General features: G+C 68.0%; 30 protein-coding genes and 1 pseudogene. 17 read left to right on the forward strand and 14 right to left on the reverse strand.

The window, feature by feature from the left end; translation table 11 throughout:
• From ACFMRZ_RS25870 to ACFMRZ_RS25880, 3 genes are read left to right on the forward strand one after another with little or no spacing between them, the layout of a single operon-like run.
• The gene (locus ACFMRZ_RS25870) at positions 1-612 is read left to right on the forward strand and encodes a hypothetical protein (RefSeq protein WP_280360643.1); all 612 of its coding nucleotides are present in this window, start codon (positions 1-3) and stop codon (positions 610-612) included.
• The gene (locus ACFMRZ_RS25875; protein WP_400181090.1) at positions 609-1,199 is read left to right on the forward strand and encodes a hypothetical protein; all 591 of its coding nucleotides are present in this window, start codon (positions 609-611) and stop codon (positions 1,197-1,199) included. Before ACFMRZ_RS25870 ends, ACFMRZ_RS25875 begins: the two co-directional genes overlap by 4 nt.
• Complete coding sequence (locus ACFMRZ_RS25880) at positions 1,200-1,799, forward strand: hypothetical protein (RefSeq protein WP_400181091.1); 600 nt, start codon at positions 1,200-1,202, stop codon at positions 1,797-1,799.
• On the opposite strand, the gene ACFMRZ_RS25885 is transcribed toward ACFMRZ_RS25880, so the two are convergent.
• Complete coding sequence (locus ACFMRZ_RS25885; RefSeq protein WP_400181092.1) at positions 1,789-2,109, reverse strand: hypothetical protein; 321 nt, start codon at positions 2,107-2,109, stop codon at positions 1,789-1,791. The genes ACFMRZ_RS25880 and ACFMRZ_RS25885 overlap by 11 nt on opposite strands.
• A 148-nt stretch (positions 2,110-2,257) precedes the next feature.
• Between ACFMRZ_RS25885 and ACFMRZ_RS25890 the strand changes: the two genes are divergently transcribed.
• The 14 genes and pseudogenes from ACFMRZ_RS25890 (at position 2,258) to ACFMRZ_RS25955 (ending at position 10,228) form a co-directional block, all read left to right on the forward strand.
• Complete coding sequence (locus ACFMRZ_RS25890; RefSeq protein WP_400181093.1) at positions 2,258-2,866, forward strand: hypothetical protein; 609 nt, start codon at positions 2,258-2,260, stop codon at positions 2,864-2,866.
• Positions 2,867-2,964: 98 nt separating this feature from the next.
• Complete coding sequence (locus ACFMRZ_RS25895) at positions 2,965-3,123, forward strand: hypothetical protein (RefSeq protein ID WP_280365894.1); 159 nt, start codon at positions 2,965-2,967, stop codon at positions 3,121-3,123.
• 126 nt (positions 3,124-3,249) lie between these two features.
• A complete protein-coding gene (locus tag ACFMRZ_RS25900) occupies positions 3,250-3,654 on the forward strand; it encodes a hypothetical protein (RefSeq protein ID WP_400181094.1) in 405 nt (134 codons plus the stop codon).
• A gap of 37 nt (positions 3,655-3,691) precedes the next feature.
• Positions 3,692-3,943, forward strand: a complete 252-nt coding sequence (locus ACFMRZ_RS25905) for a hypothetical protein (protein ID WP_400181095.1) — start codon at positions 3,692-3,694, stop codon at positions 3,941-3,943.
• Between the two features lie 242 nt (positions 3,944-4,185).
• The gene (locus ACFMRZ_RS25910; protein ID WP_400181096.1) at positions 4,186-4,521 is read left to right on the forward strand and encodes a hypothetical protein; all 336 of its coding nucleotides are present in this window, start codon (positions 4,186-4,188) and stop codon (positions 4,519-4,521) included.
• Positions 4,522-4,604: 83 nt separating this feature from the next.
• A complete protein-coding gene (locus ACFMRZ_RS25915; RefSeq protein WP_400181097.1) occupies positions 4,605-4,781 on the forward strand; it encodes a hypothetical protein in 177 nt (58 codons plus the stop codon).
• A gap of 25 nt (positions 4,782-4,806) precedes the next feature.
• Entirely contained in the window at positions 4,807-5,586 is a 780-nt protein-coding gene (locus ACFMRZ_RS25920; protein WP_400181098.1) for a hypothetical protein, read from the forward strand.
• Positions 5,583-5,999 (forward strand): hypothetical protein, encoded by a 417-nt coding sequence (locus tag ACFMRZ_RS25925; protein WP_400181099.1) that lies wholly within the window; start codon positions 5,583-5,585, stop codon positions 5,997-5,999. The genes ACFMRZ_RS25920 and ACFMRZ_RS25925 overlap by 4 nt, the downstream gene beginning before the upstream one ends.
• Positions 6,000-6,022: 23 nt before the next feature.
• Entirely contained in the window at positions 6,023-7,174 is a 1,152-nt protein-coding gene (locus tag ACFMRZ_RS25930; protein WP_400181100.1) for a hypothetical protein, read from the forward strand.
• 355 nt (positions 7,175-7,529) lie between these two features.
• Positions 7,530-8,012: pseudogene (locus ACFMRZ_RS25935) on the forward strand (M15 family metallopeptidase); the annotation flags it as partial.
• 329 nt (positions 8,013-8,341) lie between these two features.
• Positions 8,342-9,094, forward strand: a complete 753-nt coding sequence (locus tag ACFMRZ_RS25940; protein WP_400181101.1) for a hypothetical protein — start codon at positions 8,342-8,344, stop codon at positions 9,092-9,094.
• 4 nt (positions 9,095-9,098) lie between these two features.
• The gene (locus ACFMRZ_RS25945) at positions 9,099-9,629 is read left to right on the forward strand and encodes a hypothetical protein (RefSeq protein ID WP_400181102.1); all 531 of its coding nucleotides are present in this window, start codon (positions 9,099-9,101) and stop codon (positions 9,627-9,629) included.
• 4 nt (positions 9,630-9,633) lie between these two features.
• Positions 9,634-9,825 carry a hypothetical protein gene (locus ACFMRZ_RS25950; protein WP_400181103.1) on the forward strand — a complete coding sequence of 64 codons (192 nt, stop codon included), beginning with the start codon at positions 9,634-9,636 and terminating at the stop codon, positions 9,823-9,825.
• Positions 9,818-10,228 (forward strand): hypothetical protein, encoded by a 411-nt coding sequence (locus ACFMRZ_RS25955; RefSeq protein WP_400181104.1) that lies wholly within the window; start codon positions 9,818-9,820, stop codon positions 10,226-10,228. Before ACFMRZ_RS25950 ends, ACFMRZ_RS25955 begins: the two co-directional genes overlap by 8 nt.
• On the opposite strand, the gene ACFMRZ_RS25960 is transcribed toward ACFMRZ_RS25955, so the two are convergent.
• From ACFMRZ_RS25960 to ACFMRZ_RS26020, 13 genes are all read right to left on the reverse strand, one after another.
• The gene (locus ACFMRZ_RS25960; protein ID WP_400181105.1) at positions 10,229-10,879 is read right to left on the reverse strand and encodes a hypothetical protein; all 651 of its coding nucleotides are present in this window, start codon (positions 10,877-10,879) and stop codon (positions 10,229-10,231) included.
• Positions 10,872-11,924, reverse strand: a complete 1,053-nt coding sequence (locus ACFMRZ_RS25965; RefSeq protein WP_400181106.1) for a glycosyltransferase — start codon at positions 11,922-11,924, stop codon at positions 10,872-10,874. The genes ACFMRZ_RS25960 and ACFMRZ_RS25965 overlap by 8 nt, the downstream gene beginning before the upstream one ends.
• Positions 11,917-13,518 (reverse strand): hypothetical protein, encoded by a 1,602-nt coding sequence (locus tag ACFMRZ_RS25970; protein ID WP_400181107.1) that lies wholly within the window; start codon positions 13,516-13,518, stop codon positions 11,917-11,919. Before ACFMRZ_RS25970 ends, ACFMRZ_RS25965 begins: the two co-directional genes overlap by 8 nt.
• Positions 13,515-14,252: an FkbM family methyltransferase gene (locus ACFMRZ_RS25975; RefSeq protein WP_400182971.1), complete on the reverse strand. Its 738-nt coding sequence runs from the start codon at positions 14,250-14,252 to the stop codon at positions 13,515-13,517. The genes ACFMRZ_RS25970 and ACFMRZ_RS25975 overlap by 4 nt, the downstream gene beginning before the upstream one ends.
• A gap of 5 nt (positions 14,253-14,257) precedes the next feature.
• The gene (locus ACFMRZ_RS25980) at positions 14,258-15,193 is read right to left on the reverse strand and encodes a glycosyltransferase (protein WP_400181108.1); all 936 of its coding nucleotides are present in this window, start codon (positions 15,191-15,193) and stop codon (positions 14,258-14,260) included.
• 136 nt (positions 15,194-15,329) lie between these two features.
• Positions 15,330-16,175, reverse strand: coding sequence for a hypothetical protein (locus tag ACFMRZ_RS25985; protein WP_400181109.1), 846 nt, complete (start codon positions 16,173-16,175; stop codon positions 15,330-15,332).
• A 158-nt stretch (positions 16,176-16,333) separates the two neighbouring features.
• Positions 16,334-16,693: a hypothetical protein gene (locus ACFMRZ_RS25990; protein ID WP_400181110.1), complete on the reverse strand. Its 360-nt coding sequence runs from the start codon at positions 16,691-16,693 to the stop codon at positions 16,334-16,336.
• A 36-nt stretch (positions 16,694-16,729) separates the two neighbouring features.
• The gene (locus ACFMRZ_RS25995) at positions 16,730-16,954 is read right to left on the reverse strand and encodes a holin (protein ID WP_400181111.1); all 225 of its coding nucleotides are present in this window, start codon (positions 16,952-16,954) and stop codon (positions 16,730-16,732) included.
• Positions 16,951-17,421 carry a hypothetical protein gene (locus ACFMRZ_RS26000; RefSeq protein WP_400181112.1) on the reverse strand — a complete coding sequence of 157 codons (471 nt, stop codon included), beginning with the start codon at positions 17,419-17,421 and terminating at the stop codon, positions 16,951-16,953. The genes ACFMRZ_RS25995 and ACFMRZ_RS26000 overlap by 4 nt, the downstream gene beginning before the upstream one ends.
• Positions 17,421-18,191, reverse strand: a complete 771-nt coding sequence (locus ACFMRZ_RS26005; protein WP_400181113.1) for a hypothetical protein — start codon at positions 18,189-18,191, stop codon at positions 17,421-17,423. The genes ACFMRZ_RS26000 and ACFMRZ_RS26005 overlap by 1 nt, the downstream gene beginning before the upstream one ends.
• A 76-nt stretch (positions 18,192-18,267) precedes the next feature.
• Positions 18,268-19,983 (reverse strand): major capsid protein, encoded by a 1,716-nt coding sequence (locus tag ACFMRZ_RS26010; protein ID WP_400181114.1) that lies wholly within the window; start codon positions 19,981-19,983, stop codon positions 18,268-18,270.
• A gap of 250 nt (positions 19,984-20,233) precedes the next feature.
• The gene (locus ACFMRZ_RS26015; RefSeq protein WP_400181115.1) at positions 20,234-20,470 is read right to left on the reverse strand and encodes a hypothetical protein; all 237 of its coding nucleotides are present in this window, start codon (positions 20,468-20,470) and stop codon (positions 20,234-20,236) included.
• Positions 20,467-20,598 (reverse strand): hypothetical protein, encoded by a 132-nt coding sequence (locus ACFMRZ_RS26020; protein WP_280366164.1) that lies wholly within the window; start codon positions 20,596-20,598, stop codon positions 20,467-20,469. The genes ACFMRZ_RS26015 and ACFMRZ_RS26020 overlap by 4 nt, the downstream gene beginning before the upstream one ends.
• Between the last annotated feature and the right edge of the window lie 4 nt (positions 20,599-20,602).

Raw genomic sequence — 20,602 nt, forward strand, 5'->3', positions numbered from 1 at the left:
ATGGCCGTGTGTGTCTCCCGCAACCTCGACATCACCGCCGGTGCGCTGGGCATCGAGCCATGGAGCGTGTTCCGGCTCGTCGGCGACCAGACCGGCACCAGCACCGGCGACGGCACCCTCGCTCGCAACACACGGCTGCCCGGCAAGCTGCTCATCAACACGTCGGTGTCCTGGGTGTCGAATTCGCCGCTGCCCTCGCAGATGCTGCTGCGCCTCACCCGCGCCTACCGCACCATCATCTGCAGCAACCCGAACGCGATCCAGTTCCGCGACGCCGTCGAGGTCGGGATCGACGAGGCCCCTCGCACCCCGGACCCGTCGCGGGTGCTGCTCAGCCAATCCGGCACGTCGCTGGACATCGGCGTCGACAACACCAGCCAGCCCTACTACGGCCGAGTCCACCTGCACTCGGACATGACCAGCTCCGACACCTGGCTCGAGGACCCGCTCCCGGCCGGGTCCACCATCACCGTCGCCTACCGCTGCTACGTCTGGACCCCGCCGCCCTGGAGCACCAACGCCGCGGCCAACAACCCGCTGCACGAGGCATATGCGCGGTCGACCCGGCTGCAGCTGTTCGCGGCCCCGCTACAGGACGAGGCACTGCGATGAGTCTGCGCATCTGCACCAGCGAGTGGATGATCTCGGATCTGAACGGCGTCGATTTCGCCGAAGCGTGGCTGCCGCGCGTCGCCGAGGTCCGCTTCGCCACCAGCAGCAAGGACGGGCAGATCCAGAACAGCCCCGACCCCGTGCCGCTCATCGACACCGACCTCATCTGGACCAACTCCACCGGCGCCTGGCAGAACTGCCACCTCGGCATCCACCGCGCCCCACGCAGCATCATCACCAGCAATCCGAATACCGTGGTCCTCGACGACGCCTGGTCGTTCGACATCGGCATCTCACCCCAGGCCGCGCTGCCCTCGGCGGTCGGATCCGGCATCGGAGCCCGCATCAAAACCACACCGTCCCAGCTGAATCAGACGATCTACTCCCGCCTGTTCAACGACTGGGACGACTGGACCAGCATGCACCAGCTCGGCGCCGTCGCCGACGGCGAGACCGTGCACGTGCGCTACCAGTGCCTGCTCACCACGCCCGGTGAATGGCGCGGCGGCACCAGCCCTCTCTACCAGGCGCTCGCCCGCTGGGTGCGGTTGCGCCTGTTCTGCGCTCCACTGCTGGAGGTGGTCTGAATGACCGAGCCGTGCATTAATCCGGCCGCCTTCGACACCACCGACGGTGTCGTGTCCCCGCATCCCTGGATGCAGTGGCGGCACGTCGAAACCGGCAGCGCCACCGGCACCGTCGTCGACCCGCTCACCGACACCGCCGAAGTCCTGTCCCATACGCTGCAGGTCGCGTGGACTAACGACACCACGATCAGCCAGCACGCCTACGGCCTGTGCACGCGGGGCGCATCGCAGGTGATCACCACCGCGAACAAGCGATTCGTAGTCGAACAGCGCCGCGGCTGGGCGTCCGGCACCGCGCCGGCCGATCCGCCGGTCACCATGCAGACCGGCCGCCACGGGGGAGGCATCGACCTCGGTCTGGTCTCGGCGGGCGTCGCGGTGTTCGGCGTCTGGGAACACCGCCAAGGCGAGGCAACGACGCCCATCGGGCCGGACGTCGTGCTGGCGCCCGGGCAGATGCTGAAAGTGCGTGTCGCCGTATACGTGGTGCGTGACTCGTGGTCGCCAAGCCCGAACGCCGCGTACGCCAACGAGGTGGAAAACCACATCGAGACCGGCGACACCCGGTTGGACATCTTCGCTTACCCGGTCATTCCGTAGCGTCGTCGGACCCGAGCCAGTTGTAGACGGTGCGCCGCGAGACACCGGAATGGCCGATGATCGCTTGCGGCTTGACCGGACCGTCTTCGGTGGTGCCGGCCCGGGCGGCTTTGGCTGCGGCCTCCATGTACCGCAGAACGTGGCGCTCCTCCTCGCGAGCTCTGCGCAGATCGTCGCCAAGATTCTGCAACACGACCAGCGCATCGACCTCAGTCGCGAACTGGAAAATCGGCTCGGCGGTCCAGTCGATCGAGTCAGTGCCATCGGCGTAAAGCTCATTGGCGTTGGTAATGACGATTGGATTACTCACAACCACTCCTATCAGTGTGTCTACTGGTAGACACTTTAGCGGGAGGACTCCCACCTGTCTACTGGTAGACACTCCTGTGTCGTGCGTGCACGCCCGCCGCCTACCGTCCGCGGGCAACTACCACCAGCAGGCAGATTGGGGAAACGGGATGTTCGAGCCACCGGAAGGCACCACCGATTTCGACACCGACGCGGCCGCGGCCGAGCACGCCATGGAATACCGAGCCTCCGAATCCGCCGCAGCGGCGGCCTCGGCCGTGACTCCCACCTCCGACGCCGACGTCGATTGGGGACCTGACCCTGTCGAGGAGAACATCGAGAGCCTCGAGATGCAGGAACTGCGGCTCGAGGAGATGAGGCTGAAGGCGAAACGCACAGCGCTCGAGCGCCGCCAGGCCACGCCCCAGGTGATCGACAGCACCGGCAGTGCCGTCGACACGCCTGCGCCACCTGCGGCGCCAGCATGGTCGGGCAAGGTGATCACGGTGCACGACAAGGAAATCCAGGTCGTACAGCCCTCAGCAGCCGCGATCAAATACCTGTCGATCTTCGGATTCGGCGAAGCCGGCGCGGCGCGCGGCGACTTCCAGGACTTCATGAACCGGCACGTGTCCGCGAAATCCATCGCAGACATCCGCGGGTGGACCTGGGACGGTGAACTCAGCGAAGCGTTCTACAACGACCTCATCAAAGAACTGGTCACCATGGGATCCGGACGCCCTACCGGGCCGTCGTCACCCTCGCCGCGATCGCGGTAAGGAACTGGCGACGGATCCGCGCCCGCCTGATACTGGCCGGTATCGCCCAGCCGCTCCAGCAGCTGGAACTACACGCCCTACTCGACATCGTCGAGTCCATGCTCGAAGAGGGCATGGACAAAAAGCAGCTCGAGGCGCTGCGCCGCGACCTCTATCGGCCCGAGCCTGGACAGCGGCAGGTCGCAGGCTTCACTCCGGCCGAGGAGATGAAGACCTTCCAGGCGTTCCAGGCGCGGCTCGCCGGACTACGCCGGTAGCGCGGCCCCGCCCAAACCTGGTGGGCGGGGCCAAGTTCGCCGATTCAACGCGGGCACTGGCGGCACATGGCAGGATGATCGCGGTCGGGGGATGGCTCACTCACCCGACCTCATCTGGGGGATCTCATGCTCACGCGCACCATTCGCGCCGCCATGCTCTGCGGCGCCGTCCTGCTCGGCGCCAGCCCGATCGCCGCCGCCGGCCCGTTCGACTCCGGTTCCGCCGGCCAGCCCGCGCCGCGGCCTACGGTCACGCTCGGCGCCTACTGCGAATCCACCACCAGTACGCCCGCGGCCCGCACTACCGACGGCCATGACGCCTACTGCGTGCAGGTGGCCCACACCGACGCCCACGTCTGGTGGCCGGCACCTGGCACGATCCCCGCCGATCCCAACACGCCGGTGCGCGCGGGAGACTCCTGTCTCGACGAGGGGGCCCGCTGGTTCAACCCAGACGGCCAGCGGATCGTCTGCGAGAAGACCCAGAACGGCCGCCTCCGCGGGGACTTGGTGTGGATGCTCGACCGCTAACGGTCACCGTGCACGCCCGGTTCGTAACTTGCCGGGCATGCCAACTCCCAGCATTGGTCGCATCGTCCACTACCAGACCTACGGCACTCCGGGCGGCGAGTTTCGACCGCAGCCTTTGGCCGCATTGATCACCGGCGTTCGCGACGACTTCGGCACCGACGACGCCCCCGAATCCCGCGTCAGCCTGGTCGTCTTTTACGACAACGGGTTCTCCAACAAGACAAACGTCCGCTTCTCCGAAGAACCGAAGCCAGGCCACTGGAGCTGGCCACCCCGCGTCGATGGTTGACCGCTCCCGCGTGGTCGTGGTCGCCCCAGAGCCCGGCACGCCGGATACCGGGCTCTGGTGTGACCACTGCCAGCTGCCCAGCCTGGTCCGGTTTCCGATGAACGCCGTGCTCCCGAACGGCGTTCTCTCCCTTGGCTACCTGGACCTGTGCACCAATCACCAGACATCCGGAGAAGTGATCAGCCGGTGGCGGCCTCGGCTCTGACCGCGTCCGTGCACGCTCGGCCCGTACGGTCCCCCACATGGTCGACTGCTGCACACCGCTGGTCACCGGGTCCGGCAACTCGCCCGGCGAGCTGCGCGTCAACGTGGTGTGCGGCGACCCGGTCAACCTGTCCTACCGCCGCTGTGACGGCTGGCCCACTGACACCGCCGCGACGCTGCACCTATCGCATCCGTGGGGCTGGTCGCTGATCGTCACCGGCACGGTCAACGGCGAGTGGCTCCAATTCCACATCGCACCCGTCGACGCCCGGCAAATCCCGCGCGAGGCTCTCGCGTCGATTCATCTGGAATCGCCCGGTGTCGAGCCGTACACGTGGCTGGCCGGCCGCGTCTACCACCGAGGCGGCTGCTGATGTCGTGCTGTGGGAACGGCTATGTGCCGGTACCGGGCCCGCCGGGGCCACCGGGCCCGCCCGGCGATGCCGGCTTGGAACACGTGCAGACGACACCGGGCGCGACGTGGACTATCCCGCACAACTTCGGCCGGTTTCCGCTCTCCCTGCTGGTGCTCGTCGACGGCGAGCAGGTGATCCCCGACGCGGCATTTCCCGACACGAACACGGTGGTGCTGACCTTCGCGGCCCCGACCGCCGGCCGCGCTGAACTCTCCTGAAAGGGCGACTGTGGCAACGAAATTCATGAACGGGATCGACGCCCAAGGGCAGCGAATCCAGTCCGTCGGCGACCCGTCTGCTCCCACCGACGCGGTCAATCTCCAGACCCTGGAGGCCCGACAGGCCGGCCTGCGGTGGAAGGACGCCGCGCGCGCAGCGTCGACCGGCAACGTCACGGTCGCCTCTCCAGGCGCGTCGATCGACGGTGTGACCCTGACCAGTGGTGACCGGGTACTCCTGAAGAACCAGAGCACCGGCGCGGAGAACGGCATCTACGTGTTCAACGGCGCAGCATCGCCGCTGACCCGCGCCACCGATGCCGATTCAGGGACCGAACTCGCCGACGGCTCCGCGGTGTTCGTCGGGGAAGGCACCACGAACGCGAACACGGCGTGGGTGCAGACCACCAACAACCCGGTCACCATCGGCACGACAGCGACCACCTGGGCGCAGTTCGGCGGTGGCGGCACCTCCTACACCGAGGGAAACGGGATCGACATCACCGGCAACGTGGTGTCGATCCAGTTGGACACCAACTCCGGGCTCCTGGTGTCGGGCTCGGGTCTGAAGCTCGATCCTGCGGTGGCGGTGCGGAAGTTCGCGCAGAACATCGGCAACGGCAGCAGCACGGCGATCGCGGTGACTCACAATCTCGGCACCCGCGACATCACCGTGTCCGTCTACGACACAGCCACTTTCGCCGAGGTGTGGCCGGACATCGTGCACACCGACGCCAACACCGTCACCTTGACGTTCGCGGTGGCACCGGCTGCTGCCGCCTACCGGGTGGTGGTCCACGGGTGAGGTTGCTCGGTGCAGGCCCGTCGGGCAGCAACGACGCCGTCCGGCTCGCCGACCTCCAGGCTTACACGTCGGTCGGGGTAATGCTGTACCAGACCCAGGGACTCCACGTCGCGGGGACCGGGCACCTGCCGCTCGGCTGGGTCGTGCCGTTCAACATGGTGCTCGATCAGGTGCGGTACTGGCTGGCCACCGCAGGCACTGGCGGCTCGGTGGCGGCGGAGCTGAGGAAAAACGGCACGGCGGTGGGTAACCTGCTCGCCGGGACCTCGGGCACCCCGTCCACCGCGCCGACCTACCTGACTCCTGGTGCGACGCTCGCCGCAGGTGACCGGATCTACGTGGTGCAGACGGCGGTGAATACCACCACGCTCGGTACCGGCCTGGCCGCCGACATCATCGGGCATCGCACATGACGGCGGTGCTCGTCGAGCCCGCAATGCCGATCGCGCAGCACGGGTTCGACCTTCCGGCGGGTTCCGCAGTTGGCCCGTACTGGACCAAGACCGGCGTTTCCGATATCGGCATCTCGGCGACCGGGATGCTCACGGCCCTCGGCACCACGGTCGGCCGACGGGCGGTTATCTACAACGAGCCCACCGCGACGGCCGCGCAGTTCGTGGAACTCGTTGTCGGTACCACGCCGAACAACACGGCCGGCTCCGGCGCGGTGCTGCGCTGTAACTCGGCCATGACCCAGATGGTGCTACTCACCGTCGCGGCGGGATCGTGGTCGGTAGGCCGCATTACCGGCATAAACGGCACGTACACGTCGATCGGCAGCTACTCCACTACGATCGCGCTCAATGACCTGGTGCGCATCACTGTCGATGAGTACTCCGTCTACCGGGTCTACATCAACGGTCAACGGTCCGGACCCGCGTTTCGTGATACGACCTGGGCGGACATCAGCCATCGGTACCGCGGCGCGTGGATCCAGTACACGAGCGGCACCGCGGGCGCGGCGCTGGACGACTTCGTCAGCGGCGACACCCCGCCGCTGACGCTGGTCGATGGCGACAACTTCGACCTGCCGGTTCTTACTGGCTGGACCACTTCCGGCGGCGGCACGCTCTACGTCCAGGGCGGCGAGATCTCCGGAGTCGGCACGCCCAGCGAGCCGATCAGCTTCGCACACCGCGCCCCGCTGTCCGGGTACCCGCGGATCATGGTGGCCCGTCTGCAGATCCGGTGGAATGGCCGCAACCCGCTCCACTCGGCCACCAGCGTGTGTGTCGGCGCGAACCTCGCGGCCGGGCACACAGGTGTCCATTTCTGGACCGTGGCGAACCAATGCGGGATCTGCATCTACGACCCCGCTTACACCGACGGCTTCCTACCGGCCACCGGCACACCAGCCGGGCTGGCCATCACGAAGTGGGCGGACGGGGGGATGTTGGAAATCCGCAAGGAGGGAACGCATTTCTCCTCAGCTGTCGACCACAACCCAGTGATGTGGGGAACGTACACCGAAGCTCAGGCCCCGCTGCTGTACCTCCAAGGTGGCGTCCAGATCCAGGACGACTCGGCGGTATCCGGCGGCGGCGAGCCGCCCGCCAACGGGGACAACTACCAATTGCTGGTGGCGTAGCCGAAAATGCAGTTGGGGGACAACCACAGTGGTCGTCCCCCAACGCTCACGGGAGGCGGCTGCTCTACCACTGAGCTAACGCCCCATGTGATGGAGCGTAGGGGACTCGAACCCCTGACCTACCGCTTTGCGGGCTACCTGATTTGAATCATGAACCCCAGTCCTACGACTGTGCTCGGTGGCCCAAGGCTTTTCGCCTACCCAGAAGTCTAACGGCCCGCGCGAGCCCCCGCGACCGTTTCAACCGCGCTGGTAAATGAGCTATCGGCTGCTGCTGGTGGTAGCACCGCGGCACATCGACAGGTCGGTGCACGCCTCGCTCGTACCGTCTCGGGCACGAGTCGAGGAGGGCATCGTGAGCTTTCGCACCGTCTACGGCAACCAGTGGAGCGAGGCCGGTTGGCGCATGTGCAACCGCGATGAATGCGCACTGCCGCCCGTCCCGCTCGACTTCGTCGACACCGCGCCCATCCGTAAGGGCGACGCGCTCACGATCCTCTCGGCGTGGCTGCTGTACTACGACCGCCACATCGACGAGATCACGAACCCGGTCTGGGGCTGGTCGGCCGAGAACGATGTCCCGGACTCCAACCACCTCGCCGGCGTCGCGGTCGACATCAATGCCCCCAAGTACCCGTGGGGTGCTCGCACCATGCCTGCGGCCCGGATCCGGCTTGTGCGGCACGGCCTGGATCTGTTCGAGGGATCGGTGTTCTGGGGTGCCGATTGGTCAAGGGCCGATGAAATGCATTTCCAGCTGGGCTGGCCCGAGGGCGACATCCGGGTAGCGGCGTTCGCCAAGAAGCTGAGGGCGGGACATCTCGGGCTGCTCGGCCCGGGGAACGACGAGGAGGACGATATGCCGAGTGCCGAAGATATCGCCAAGGCAGTGTGGGCGCACCGGCCGCCCAAACCACACGGTACGACCGACGCGACGGCGGGCGAGATGCTCGCCTTCACCGACATGCACGCCGGGTTCGCGCTCGACCAGCTGGCAGGCCCGAGGAGTAAGGATCAGCGCGGTCCGGCCCTCGACCCCACGCGCTGGAAGTTTCTCGGGGACCGATCCGTACCGGAGGCACTCGGGCTGATCGGGGCGGCGCTGGCCATTCCGGGATTCTCGGATCCCTTGGCCGACGAGGACACAACCAGCAAGGTGCTGGAGGAGTGAGTTGCCAGTGGCCGATCGATCGCAGCTGCTGGCCCGAGCTGTGCAGCGCCATCGACATGCAGCGCATGCAGTATGCCGCCGACAGCGCGGTGTTCGTGCTGTGGGCGCTCACCGGCCGCCAGTTCGGCGTCTGCCCGGTCGTCGCTCGGCCGTGCCCGGCACGGTGCGCGAACCCGCTGGTGGACTACGTCGCGATCGGGCCCGGCTACTCCGGCTACTACGGCGCGCCCGAGTGGTTCCCGGTCTGGGACGGTGGCGTGTGGCGCAACATCTCGTGCGGTTGCGCAGGCCGGTGCAGCCGCAGCGGCCCGACTGTCGTACATCTCCCGGGCCCGGTCGATTCCGTCGACGCGGTCACCATCGCGGGCACGCCGCTGGACGCCAGCGCCTGGGCGCTCGAAGGGGACTACCTGTACCGCACCGGCGGCGCGCAGTGGCCGCGCCAGAACCTGGGCGCCCCGCTGGGTGAGGCCGACACCTGGAGCGTCGAATACCAGCGCGGTATCCCGCCGCCCGCAGGCACCGGGACGCACGTCGGGCAACTCGCGCTCGAGTTCTTCAACGCCTGTGCAGGCGGGAAGTGCCGACTACCGAAGCGCGTGCAGACGGTTACCCGGCAAGGCGTGTCGTTCCAGATGATCGACGCCAACGATCTGTTCGGCGCTGGGCTGACCGGCATCGACACCATCGACCTGTGGATCCGCGCGGTCAATCCTGCCCGGTTGTCGGCCGGGCCGACGGTGAGGTGACCCGATGTCTGACCGCGCAATCAATATCGTCGGGCTCGTGATCGAGCACCTGCGCGTGGCCTACAGCGAGAACGCAGTGACACCGTCGCTCGGTGGCGGAAGCCCGCACGTGCGCTTCTTCGCTGGCGACGGGTTGCCGCTGGCGGCTTGGAACGGGCACCGCAGCGGCTGCGACTGCGCGGATCCGATGCTGTGGGTGCGGGTCGTGCGGCGTTACCGCAGTCGCGAGCTTCCCAACGAGGAAGCCGCGGTCCTCGGTAGCGGCTGCTCGGCCCCGCGCGCGATCACCATCGAGGCCGGTGTCATGCGGTGCGCGAACACCGATGCCGAACCGCGGTGGGAAGACCTCGAACAGGAAGCTCTTGTCCAGCTCGACGATTCCTACCGGGTCGACGCCGCGCTGTGCCGGGCGATGAAGTGTGCCGAGGACGAGAACAAGGCGCTGTCGACCGCGCTGGCCGCCGGCGAGCCGTACGGGCCGGAGGGCGGCGTCATCGCATGGACGCAATGGGCACACGCCCAGCTGAAAGGGTGAGCTTATGGCCGACGAGCCGGAACAGGGTGTGCTCCTCGCACGAGTGGTCGTCGAGCGCTACCTGGACGAGGACGGTGACCGGATCACCGCGACTGCCGAGGACAACGACGGGCAATCACTCGACATGATCACCGCCCTCGGCATGATCGAGTTCGCCAAGTCCTCGTTCCTCGAAGGAGCGAAAGACCATGGTTGAGTACATCTTTCGGATCGACCGCGACCAGCTCGCACGTCAGGTGACCGGTGTCGGCGGCATCATGACCCGCCAGGTCGCACGGCTGGCGCGCCGCATCACCAATCGAGGGAGCCAGAATGCGCCGGTCGACACCGGCAACATGCGGCGCCAGATCGTCACCGATCCGATCACCTTCACGCCAGGACATGTACACGGCGGCGTGACCTCCCGCGCGAACTACTCCCGATGGGTCCACGACGGCACCGCGCCGCACATCATCCGGCCCCGCAACACCAAGGCGCTCCGCTTCACCGTCGATGGCCGCACCGTGTTCGCCCGGTACGTCAACCATCCGGGTACCCGCGCAAGGCCGTTTTTGGTCAACGCCGCCCGCGTGGAACTCTCGCGCCTGAACGGGAGCTGATCAGAGTCCGAGCACCGCGGTCCGCGTCGTCCACGAGTCGCGGCCGCCGATGCGCCAGGCGGTGCGCGGCTCGTCGCGTGGCTGTCCGTCCGGGTGATCGATCAGCGTGAGCCCGTCGCGGTGGTCGACGAGCGACGGCAGCGTGTACGCCACGCGCAGCCTGCGCAGCCGCAGCCACCGATCGAACCGCTGATCTGCTGGCACCAGCTTCCGGACGTGCTTGGTGTGAACGAGCATGTCCTGCACGAGGTCCGCGCGGAGGCAGATCCCGACCGCGTGCAGCATGCGGTCGGTCATCACCCAGCACGCGTCGGCCGACTCCGCGGCGTCGACCGCGAGCTGCATCCGGGCCTGCATCCATCCAGGTGGCCGGGAACTCCCCAGGTAGAGGCTCACGACCGGCGACGGTGCCGCGGCCAGCGCCGCGGCGAGCTGGTCGCCGAAGTCGGTGACGGGCACCGCGTCGTCCTCGACCACGCACACCCAGCGGGCGGGGGCGTCGACGAGAACTTCCCACACATGTCTGTGGTTGCCCACCGCGCCGAGCGTGCCGTCGTCGACCGAGAGGTAGGCGCCGAGCTGCGCGGCGAGGAGCTCGGCGGCCGGTCGCCGCGCGGTATGCGCGACGACCCCGAACGCGACATCAGGCATGAGCGAGGAGCCTTTCGAACAACTCGACGTAGTCGGGCCTGCGACGCTGCCAGGAAAGATCGTCGGCGAGCGCCCGGGCCGCGTCCTGCGATGTGCGGAAGAACGCGAGATCCGTTGCGAACTGGTCGATCTTGGCGGCGAGAGCCCGGTGGTCCACGGTATACAGGTCGATCATCGAGCGGGCCCGGAACTCACCGGTCCGGCGGGCCGGCACCAGCCACTCCTGCGCGCACATCGTTTCGTTCGGCGAGATGTCGGGCATGATGACCGGCATCCCCGCACCGAGGCTCTCCTGCGCGGGGAGGCAGAGGCCGCCGAAGCGGCGCGGCATCACCAGCACGTCGTGTCCGCGGTAGGCATCCCAGTAGTTCTCCACCTCGCGCCCCACTTCGACCCGCACGTTCGGCGGAACGCGCCTGGTGCGCAACAACTCTGAGACGTACTCGGGGTCCTGGCTGCGAATGGTGACGGTGATATGGGATCGGACATGCGCCAGGGCGGCCAGCAGATCGCCGGTGCCGTTGCGGTCATGGATCGCGGGACGGCCGACGATGTGCAGGAACCGGGCCGCCGCCGCGGTGGACGTCTTCCGCGGCGGGAACCGGTCGAGCGCGATCGGCACCGGCAGGAACACCTTGCGCGGGATCAGGCCGACAGCGTCGGCGTCGCTGTAGTGCCAGATGCTGGGCGCGGCCAGCACGTCCGGCCGCGGCAGGTCTCGGCGCTGCAGGTAGTCGAGGAACTCGAAGTTGTACTGCAGCACCGTCGCGACGCCGGCGGCGCGGGCGACCGTGAACAGGTCGTAGTTGTATGGCGTTTCCGCCGTGAACACGACGTCCAGGCCGTCGACGAACTCTTCTAAGTGCCGGCGCTGCGGAAAACCCTGAATAAATTTTGCGTCCGGGAATCGCTCCGGGAAGAACCGGCGCCCCCGGTCCGGCTGCACGACCATGGTCTTGGCCGGCTGCAGGTGCCGGTAGGCCTCCCAGGTCTGGATGCCGAGCCCGGTGTTCTCGGCGCGCGCGATCAGCCCGACCCTAGTCATATTTGTGCTCCTCGCCGCGGCCGTCGAGGTGGTAACTGCGCTGGGTACTGCCGGGCGGGGTGTAGATCAGGGTGCGCCACCAGAACCACCCCATGACGCCGCTGGTCTGGTAGGCGTCGATCAGCTGGCCGTGCGCCTGGTCCTCGATGAACGTCTTGGCCGGCAGCATGTGGTCGAGCATGTTCCGGTACCAGAACGCGTTCGCCAGGTGCGGGCGCTGGCTCCACTGGATCGTGCGCATCATCGGCACCCCGCCGACTTCCTGCGGGCTGTCGTCGAGCATCAGGTGCCGGTGCGGCTCGAGGATGCTCGCCTCATGGTGCAGCCGAATCGTGTTCGCGTGGCCGGCGCGGATGGCGTCGACGAGCTCGCGCCACGGGATATCGCCGAGCAGCGGGGTGTCGTGCTCGACGAACAAGATCAGCGGCGTGCCGATGTGGTCCAGGGCCCGGCGCGCGCAGGCGGCCTGATGGAGATGCTCGTCGTAGATCAGCGGTAACACGTTGTGCCACACGTGATCTGCCGACCACAGCAGGCGCTGCAGGAATTCTTCGTAGGCGGCGCGGCGGTGCTCCTGCTCGGGGCGCACACCGTCGCAGGCGATGACGATCTCGGCGTCGGGCAGTTGCGCGCGGACCGACGCGATCGTCTCGTCGATGATCCGGGTGTCCGGGTGGGACGGGATAGGGCTGACCGACATCAGCACGGTGATCGGCGGGTGCCAGTCCTGCTCGCCGGCCTGGTCGGCGCCGAGCGCGGCCAGGTCCGCGTCGAGCCATTGGGCCATCCGCCGTTTCTGCCGGATCCACCATGCGGCAACCCGATTCGCCGAACGCGGGTAGTCGGCCAGGACGTCGTCGATGTACCCGGGCAGGTCGCTGTAGCGGGTGAGTGTCGGGAACGGCGCGTCCGGGAACAGGGTCGACCAGTAGCCCCGGCTGTCGTAGACCGGTGAGACGTCGTCAGCGATCGGTACCGCGTGCGCCTCGAGTGCTTCGTACACCCGGAACGACTCCGGGCACACCGCTCCGGCCGGTGCCGGTGCCACCTTCGCGATGCTCATCAGGTGCGCGTACTGCTCGGGGGCCCATCCCTTGGTGAAACCCTCGGTCCGCACGATGACCTTGCCGCGGTCCACGCGGTCCAGCGCCGCGAACGCCTCGTGCCGCCGATGGTGCGTGTCCTGCGCGGACAAGAAGACATTCAGGCGCTTCTTGGTGGCGGGCAGCTCGTTGAAGTGCGGCGGATAGCCGAGCGGCAGGTACCGGGTTGCCCCGAAATCCTCCGCGCCGCGCGGAGTCTGGACCCACCACCTGATGTTCGGGTGCTCCACCGTGCTGATGTCCAGCAGCGCCTCTTCGTCGCCGGTGCGCACCGCCAGGACCCAGTCGTAGCGGTTGATCGCGGCGCTGATCTCCGCGGTGCGGTCGTGCCAGTAGCGTCCCGGCACGACGAGGATGATGCCGTCGGTGTCCGGCCAGGGCTCGCGGTATTCGATGGTCATGCCGTGTGGGTACAGCCGTCCCGAGAGCAGCCGGTCGAGCATGTTCTGGTCCCATTGGTCGCCGGGATCCAAGCGCACCGCGGCGATCATGCCGACACCGGCACGTACATGCAGTGGAGTTCGTGCTCGTAGGCCAGGATCGTCTCGTCGTAGCCGAGATCGATCACCCAATCCCGCAGGCCGCGGCTGTACTGGTTCCACTGATGGAACATGAACTCGGGGTGGATCGACGCGAACACCGTGGGCCGGTGCTCTCGCAGTGTCTTCTCCGCGCCGCGCAGCACCTGCCATTCGCTGCCCTCGACGTCCAGGCTGATGATGTCGGGCGCCGGGCGTCCCAGCTCGAGCAGCCGGTCGATCGTGATCTGCGGGTAGGCGTCGGCCTGCTGGTACAGCTCCCGGAAACCGTGATCGCCGATCACTGGGCCGTATGCGGAGGACGGCCAGCCGTGGCACAGCCCGAGTTGTCCGGTGGTGTCGGGATTCGGGGGCGCCAGGTCGGTCGTGTTGGAAGCGAATCCAACGAAGGAGAACAGCGGTGTGTCCAATTCATTCGCTTCCCAGATCGCGCGAATGTTCGGCCACACCAACGGATTCGGTTCGAACAACGCCACCCGGGCTCCCCACATCTGGCACAGCGCAGCCATCTCGCCCTCTTCGGCGCCGATGTAGTAGACGACCGGGCTGGATAGCGGGCGGATCGTCTCGCGCAGGTATTCCAGCCGCTCGAGTTCCCAGCCTGCGAGGGTGTACCAGTCCGGGCGGGCGGCGCGGTGCGCGGGCAGGGTGATCTCGTATCGGCCATTCAGCACGGCGGGCACCATGGCGGTCACGCGATCGCCTCGAGGATGTGGTTCCACCGGTTCTTGTAGGTGTGGTTGGACAAGGCGTGCTGGTAGCCGGCCCGCCGGATTTCTTCGCGCTGGGCCTCGTTGCGCAGGAAGTAGTCGATCAGTGTTTTCAGCTGCTCGAGGTCGCCATGGCGGTACAGCGCCAGGTGGCGCATGTCGTGGAAGCTTTCGTCGATTCCGTGGACCCAGGGGTGGATCAGGAACCCGCCGCGGCCGAGCGTTTCCGGTACGCGGTCGGACCAGTACTTGCCTTCGTACTGCGGGTCGAGGATCAGGCTGTCGCCGACCACGACCTTGGCGTCGGCGTACACGCCGTTGAGGTCGGCGCCGCGGACGGTCGGCCAGTTCCCGCCGCCGCCGTAGTGCCGGAATCTATCGCCGTAGGTGTCGGTCAGCCATTCGATCAGCTTGGGTCGGTACGGGTATTCGGGGTGGTATCCCTTGCTGCCGACGAACGCGACGTCGAATCGGGTGCGTGGCATGGCCATGTAGCACTCGGTCCCGTAGACCCCGGGCGGTAGGTAGTGGCCCTGCATCGACGTGTTCTCCGTGAGCCAGTCCGCTTGCACCTGGTCGACGGTGAAGAAGTGGTCGAGTTGCCAATACGGTTGGTCGGGCTGCATCTCCTGCTGACGGGCTAGGCCCATCCAGCGGTCGAGGTGGTAGGACAGCGACACCACGCCCGCGGCCCGCAGGCGTTGCAGCGTCGTGGCGATATCGCCGGGTGTGCGCCACCCGTGCGTGTGCACCCACACGAACAGGTCCGTGTGCAGCGCTTCGGTCTCGATTTGGAGTGCGGTTGCGCGGGTCTCCTGGAGCCGGACGACGGTGTGGCCGAGTTGTTCCAGGGTGAGTGCGTGGTGGGTCTCGCTGGAGTAGGGGACGGTGAAGTTCCCCAGGAACGCAATGCGCATGTGCTGCTGATCCCTTCGCTGGTCTGCCGCTTCCTTGAGCGCGGACCGTACGGAGAGCGCGTGCACGGGCCAGGTCGTGGAGAACGCGCAGCGCCGCGCCCGGTCGAGGCTGGGCGCGGCGCTGCGCGGGGGTGGATCAGCTGCCGGGCAGCACGAAATCGCAGGCCGGCTGGTCCGGTGCGATGTCGGCGGCCGGCGCGGCGGCGGGGCCGCCGTAGTAGTAGTTCGGCGCGGTGAAGATCGACTGCACGGCCAGGGTGCAGCAGCCGTCGGTCGGTGCCGGGGGAGCGATCGGCGTGGACTCCACATGCAGGTCGCTGATCCCGTCGACGAGCGATCCGACCGGGGCGAGCAGGCGCCCGGGGGTGAGGCTGGCGTCGATCGGCACCACGTTGTACGGGCCGCGTCCCCAGCCGCGGATGTCGTAGGTGATGCCGGACAGCGTGAAGGTCGACACCTGGCGGCCGATTTCGAGGCCGCCGGACAGCTGCCACTCCTTCACGCCGACCAGGAAGTACCCGTAGAGGTCGCCGGTCGCCTCGTCGGACTGCCCGAACACATCGTCGGTGGTCGGGGTGGCGCAGGCGTCGTCGGAGCTGGTGCCGGTCCACAGCTCCATCACGACACCGGAGTCGGTGACCACCTTGCGGGTGGTCTCGAAACCCACCGGATCACCCTTGTAGTCGATGACCGGCGCCCAGCCGCCGAGCATCGTCCAGATGCAGGTGGAGACCCCACAGAACTCCATCTGCACCTCGAACCACTTGATCTCCGGTGCGGTGCGGTCCGACGCGCAGATGTCGCCGTCGGCGTTCTGCTGCTCGAGTTCCTCGGCGTCCTTCAGCACCGGGGTCAGCGTCGACGTGACGAAGCCCTTGGTGACCGCGTAGTTCCCTTCTCCCTCGATGGGCCGCCCGCAGCGGTTTGCCTTCGTGAACCGCGCCGCCTTGCCCCGGACGACGCCGAATTCTGCTCCAGCCATGGTCGTGTGTTGCCTTCCTGCTCACTCGCGCGCGAGTGCTGGCAGGCCGTTTCCCTGGCCGCAGACGGTAGGCGGCGGGCGTGCACGGGACTGGCCGGTGACTTGGTGCGGGGGAAACGGCCACCAGCAGGGGTCGGCACCGCGTCACCGGCCAGCACCTACTCGAGCGGAGGAGGCGGGAGCACGTCCTCACACCCGAGGTCTCGGAGGGTCGACGCGACCTGGTTGTCCCAGGCCATGTGCCGGACCGCGGCGGCGGCCCGGTGGGCGTCGCGCTCGGCGCTGTTCGCCCGCACCTCGGCGAGCTCGGCGCGGACCAGCGCGAGCTCGGTGCGCAGCGGTTGCACCATCTCGGCCGCGGCCATGGTCAGCACCTGCACCGCTTCGGCGCGGGCCTTCTCCTGATCGGCTTCGGCCTTGCGCGCGTCGGCCTGCTGTTTGCGGCGCCCGAATATGCCGGTGACGACAGCGCCGCCGAGGCCGAGTGCCCCGATCGCGCCGGCGACTTCGCCGATCATCTCGTTCTCCCGGGACGCTGCGATGGGGAGCATGGTCTACCCCCGGCCACGGAGCAGGCTCGGTGACTCGGGGTCGCCGATACCGGCGGACACGACGGACGACAGCACCGACACCAGCGCCGCGGTGGCCGAAACACTCAGCGCCGCAGCCCAATCGATTTCGGTGAGGGTGGCGCCGATCGTAATCAGCGCGAGCAGGGCCTGGGCGAAGGTCTTGACCGCGCGCTCGGCAGTCGCCTTCCAGAACGCGAGGGTCCTCATGGGGTGCTCCGATCGTTGTGGCGGTCCCATCGGGCGATCAGGTCAGCGCGGCTGTCCTCGACGCCCCACTCGAGAGCGCGGTCAGTGAGGAACGCGCGCCAGGCCGGAACAGACGCCCCGCGGCCGGTCCGCGGCGGCGGCTCGACTGCCTCCTCTACGGATGCCGGGCTCGACAGCACGGGAATCGGTGTGTCGGTGGTGTTCTCCCGGAGCACCGGCTCGACGTGGAGGCCTCCGGCGTCGAACGGGTCCTGGTCCTCGTGGTCGAGGAGGCCGGCGCGGTCGACGATCTCGACGGGCGCGACGTACACCGGTCCGGGGCGACGGGTGGTGCGCAGCTCTACCCGCCAGGCCTCCGGCTGCGCTGCGTCGACGAGCTGGCGGGCGACCTTGCCGCGCAGCACCGGATCCGGGACGTGGACTTCTGCGGTCGCGCCGTCGATGGTGACGAACACTCCGGTCGGCATCAGCCCGTCACCTGCACCGAGTAGACGGTGTCCGGGCACTCCCAGCCCACCACCGCGCTGCGTTCGGCCACGATCTGCCGCATGTTGATCTTGTGCTCGATCGACTCGCGGCTGATGCTCGGGTCGAGCCAGACCGTGACCGGGCCCGTCGCATAGAGGGTGTCCGCGAGCGCGGTGTAGCCGCCGCCGAACGCCCACCGGTTGCCGAGCGTGGTGGTCAGCATCGCGCCCTGGTGCTCGACCAGGCGGTGCTCGGTCGCCGTCGCGGCGAGGCCTCGGCGAGCGTGAATCACGCCGGAGAACCCGACCTCGCCCAGCGCCTGCTCGAGGGCGCCGACCGCACCGGTGACGGTCGTCTGCGTGGGCAGCGCCGTCGCCCGGTCCGCGAGCAGAGCGGCGACATACCGTTCGACCCAGAGCGGTTCGTGCAGCCGCAAGAGCTGCTCGGCACGGGCCACGCTGGCGCTGGTGTCGGTCGCGTACAAGCTGCACTCGTCGGTCGCCCAGATCGTCACCGGCGGGAAGTGTCCGTCGTCCGGGCGGTCACCGGACTTGGTGTCGTCGGGGTCGTCGGGATCCAGCGGTGGGCAGATGGGGTGGTTCCAGACGCCGGACGGGCCGCAGTTGCTGGGCACCCAGTCCACGCCGCCCAGCGCGAGGCGTCCCGGGGCGTCGCGGGGGACCACGGTCGCTGCGGAGTACAGGCCGAACGGTTGCGGGTTCTGCAGGTCGGCGAAATGCGCGACGGCGGGCAGGGTTGGGGTGGTCACCGTTGTCTCCTCGTCGATGGGACGGGCCAGGCCGGCGGGGAGGAACCGGGCCGGTTCGCTCCCCGCCGGTGCCGGATCAGGAGCCGGCCGCGCAGACGGCGTCCATGCGGTTGCCTATGGCGCCGTTCGGGCAGACCGGGATCGTGACGACCACCGAGTCACCGCACCGCTTGCCGGTGTTCAGGCCGTCCTCGGTGAACATGCGCGTGTAGCGGTTGATCTGCAGCAGCTCGCGCGGGTACATGACACCGAGGTCGATGACGGGCTTGACCAGCGAGAAGAACGCGCCCTGCTCCCACAGCGCGATGTCGACGGTGTCCGGGAACTCCACCCAGTCCGGGTCCCATGCCTGCCACTCGCCGACGAACTGCAGCTGGATCCGCCGCAGGTTCAACCACTGGACGACCTGAGCGTCCGAGATCTCGAAGGTCTGGACGCCTTCCTGATTGGCCAGGTCGTTGCGGATCAGCTCGAACAGCAGGATCGGCGCGGCGCCGGCGACGACCGCGTCGCGGGCCAGCTTGCGGGCAGCCCGCACGCCCATCGCCGCGATGTTCACCGAGTTCAGAATCGACGACGCGGCACCGATCTGGGAGATCGCGGGAATGGTGAGGTGCCGAGTGGTCGGGTGCGACAGGATCTTCTGCAGCTGCCACATCGACCGGTGCCGCCGCTGCGCCGCGACGAGCTTCTGGGTGAAGGTGTCGGCCACCTCCGGCCACGCCTGGTCGCCGATGATGTCGGACTCGACGCACAGCGGCAGGTAGCACAGCCGCAGCTCCTCGAAGTCCTCCGGGCACGGCACCTGATGGCACACCTTCTGTGTCGGCGGATTCGCGTTCAGCTCCGCCTCGCACAGGACCTGGAAGTTCGGCGTGATGTCGAACTCGGCCGGCCACGAGATCGCGCACCGCTCCGCGGTCACCTCCGGCAGCACGAACAGATCGTGGGCCGGCTCGACCGGGCAGAAATCGTAAGTGACCTGAGGCGGCGGGCAGCACGCGGCAGTGAGCGACCCGTCCGGGTGCTCGGCCGCCTTGACCGCCGCGGCCAGTACCGCGTCGAGGCTCTGGTAATCCGCGACGTCCGGCACGTCGCGCACGTACTGGCCGAGGTATTGCGGGGTGAACCCGGAGGGCTCGGTGGCGCCGTTCGGTCGGGCCATCGCCGAGCCGGAACCCTTCGCAGCCGCGGCCAGGCCTGCAGTGATCGCGGAGAGTTCCTGCATGCCGGGCTTGTAGCCGGGTGCGTCCGGGCGCATCCGCCAGCCGGCGGTGGGCTCGGCCTTCGGCCCGGCCGGAATCTTCGGGGTGCGACCGCGGTTGGCGCCGGCGAACCGGGTGCGGCCGCGGCTGGAGGCGCTGACCTGATCGGTCGCCGCGTCGCGGGTAGCGCGCTCGGCCTCGGCCACCACCTCGCCGCTGTCGGCATCGGCATCCGCGGCGGCGTCTGCGTCAGCGTCGGAGTCATCGGCGTCGCCGGTGTCCTCGTCCTGGTCGGCCTCCGCGTCGGCGTCCTGGGCGTCAGCAGCGCGGCCGCGGACGCTGTCGAGGATGCGGGCGGCCTCGTCGCGGCGCTCCTGGGCGGTGGTATCGACCGCGCTGATCGCCTCGTCGAGAGTGCCGAGTGCGTCGGCCAGGTCCCGCAGGTACTGCAGGTCTTCGTCGGACAGCTCGGCGTTGTCGGCTTCGACGGACTGGGCGAGCCGCTGGAACTCGGCGTCGGCGGCGTTGCGCAGCTCGGTGAGTTCGTCGCGGCTGGCCGGTAGGTCCTGGGGCAGCTGGAACGGCATGGGGAAAGTCCCTTCAACTCAACATGTTTGATGGGTCCCTCCGGCCCGCAGCCAGCAAGGGTGTTCGATTGGTCGAGGGTGTCTCCGGCCCGTAGCCAGCAAGATCACCTCGGTTGTGTGCACCGTAGATTCCGGGCGTGCACGCGATGTTCGGCTATGGTCTGAGGTGCGTGACGGTGTTCGGATGCGACGAGGAGCCTCTGTCGGGTGGGATGGCCCGGCCAAGGGGGCTCCTTCGTCGTTCAGGGCCTCATGTGTCGGCCGCGTTGTGGATCGTGCGCTGCCGGATCCCGTATATGTTCGCGCCGCTATAGGTGAAGGCGGAGAGCAGGAACCACCACTGCTGTGTGGTCACCGCGTACGCGATCCACAGCAGCTGGACGCCGAGGCCGATGCCGGGCCCGACGAGCGACTGCGACCGGTAGACCAGGACCAGACCAGTCACGCCGATCGTGGTGAGCGCGAAGGACCACCAGAGCGAGATCATGTCGCGGGTTTGCGGATCGTGCGGATGGTGCCGCCCCCGGCTTTCGACCGCTCGATTTGTGCCTCGATCCTGGTCAGGTATTCGTGTTTCTCCTTGTCGGGGGTGGTGAGTTCGTAGGTGGTGGTCATCGGT

The sequence above is a fragment of the Nocardia sp. N2S4-5 genome, from assembly GCF_044628355.1.
Classification (GTDB): domain Bacteria; phylum Actinomycetota; class Actinomycetes; order Mycobacteriales; family Mycobacteriaceae; genus Nocardia; species Nocardia wallacei_B.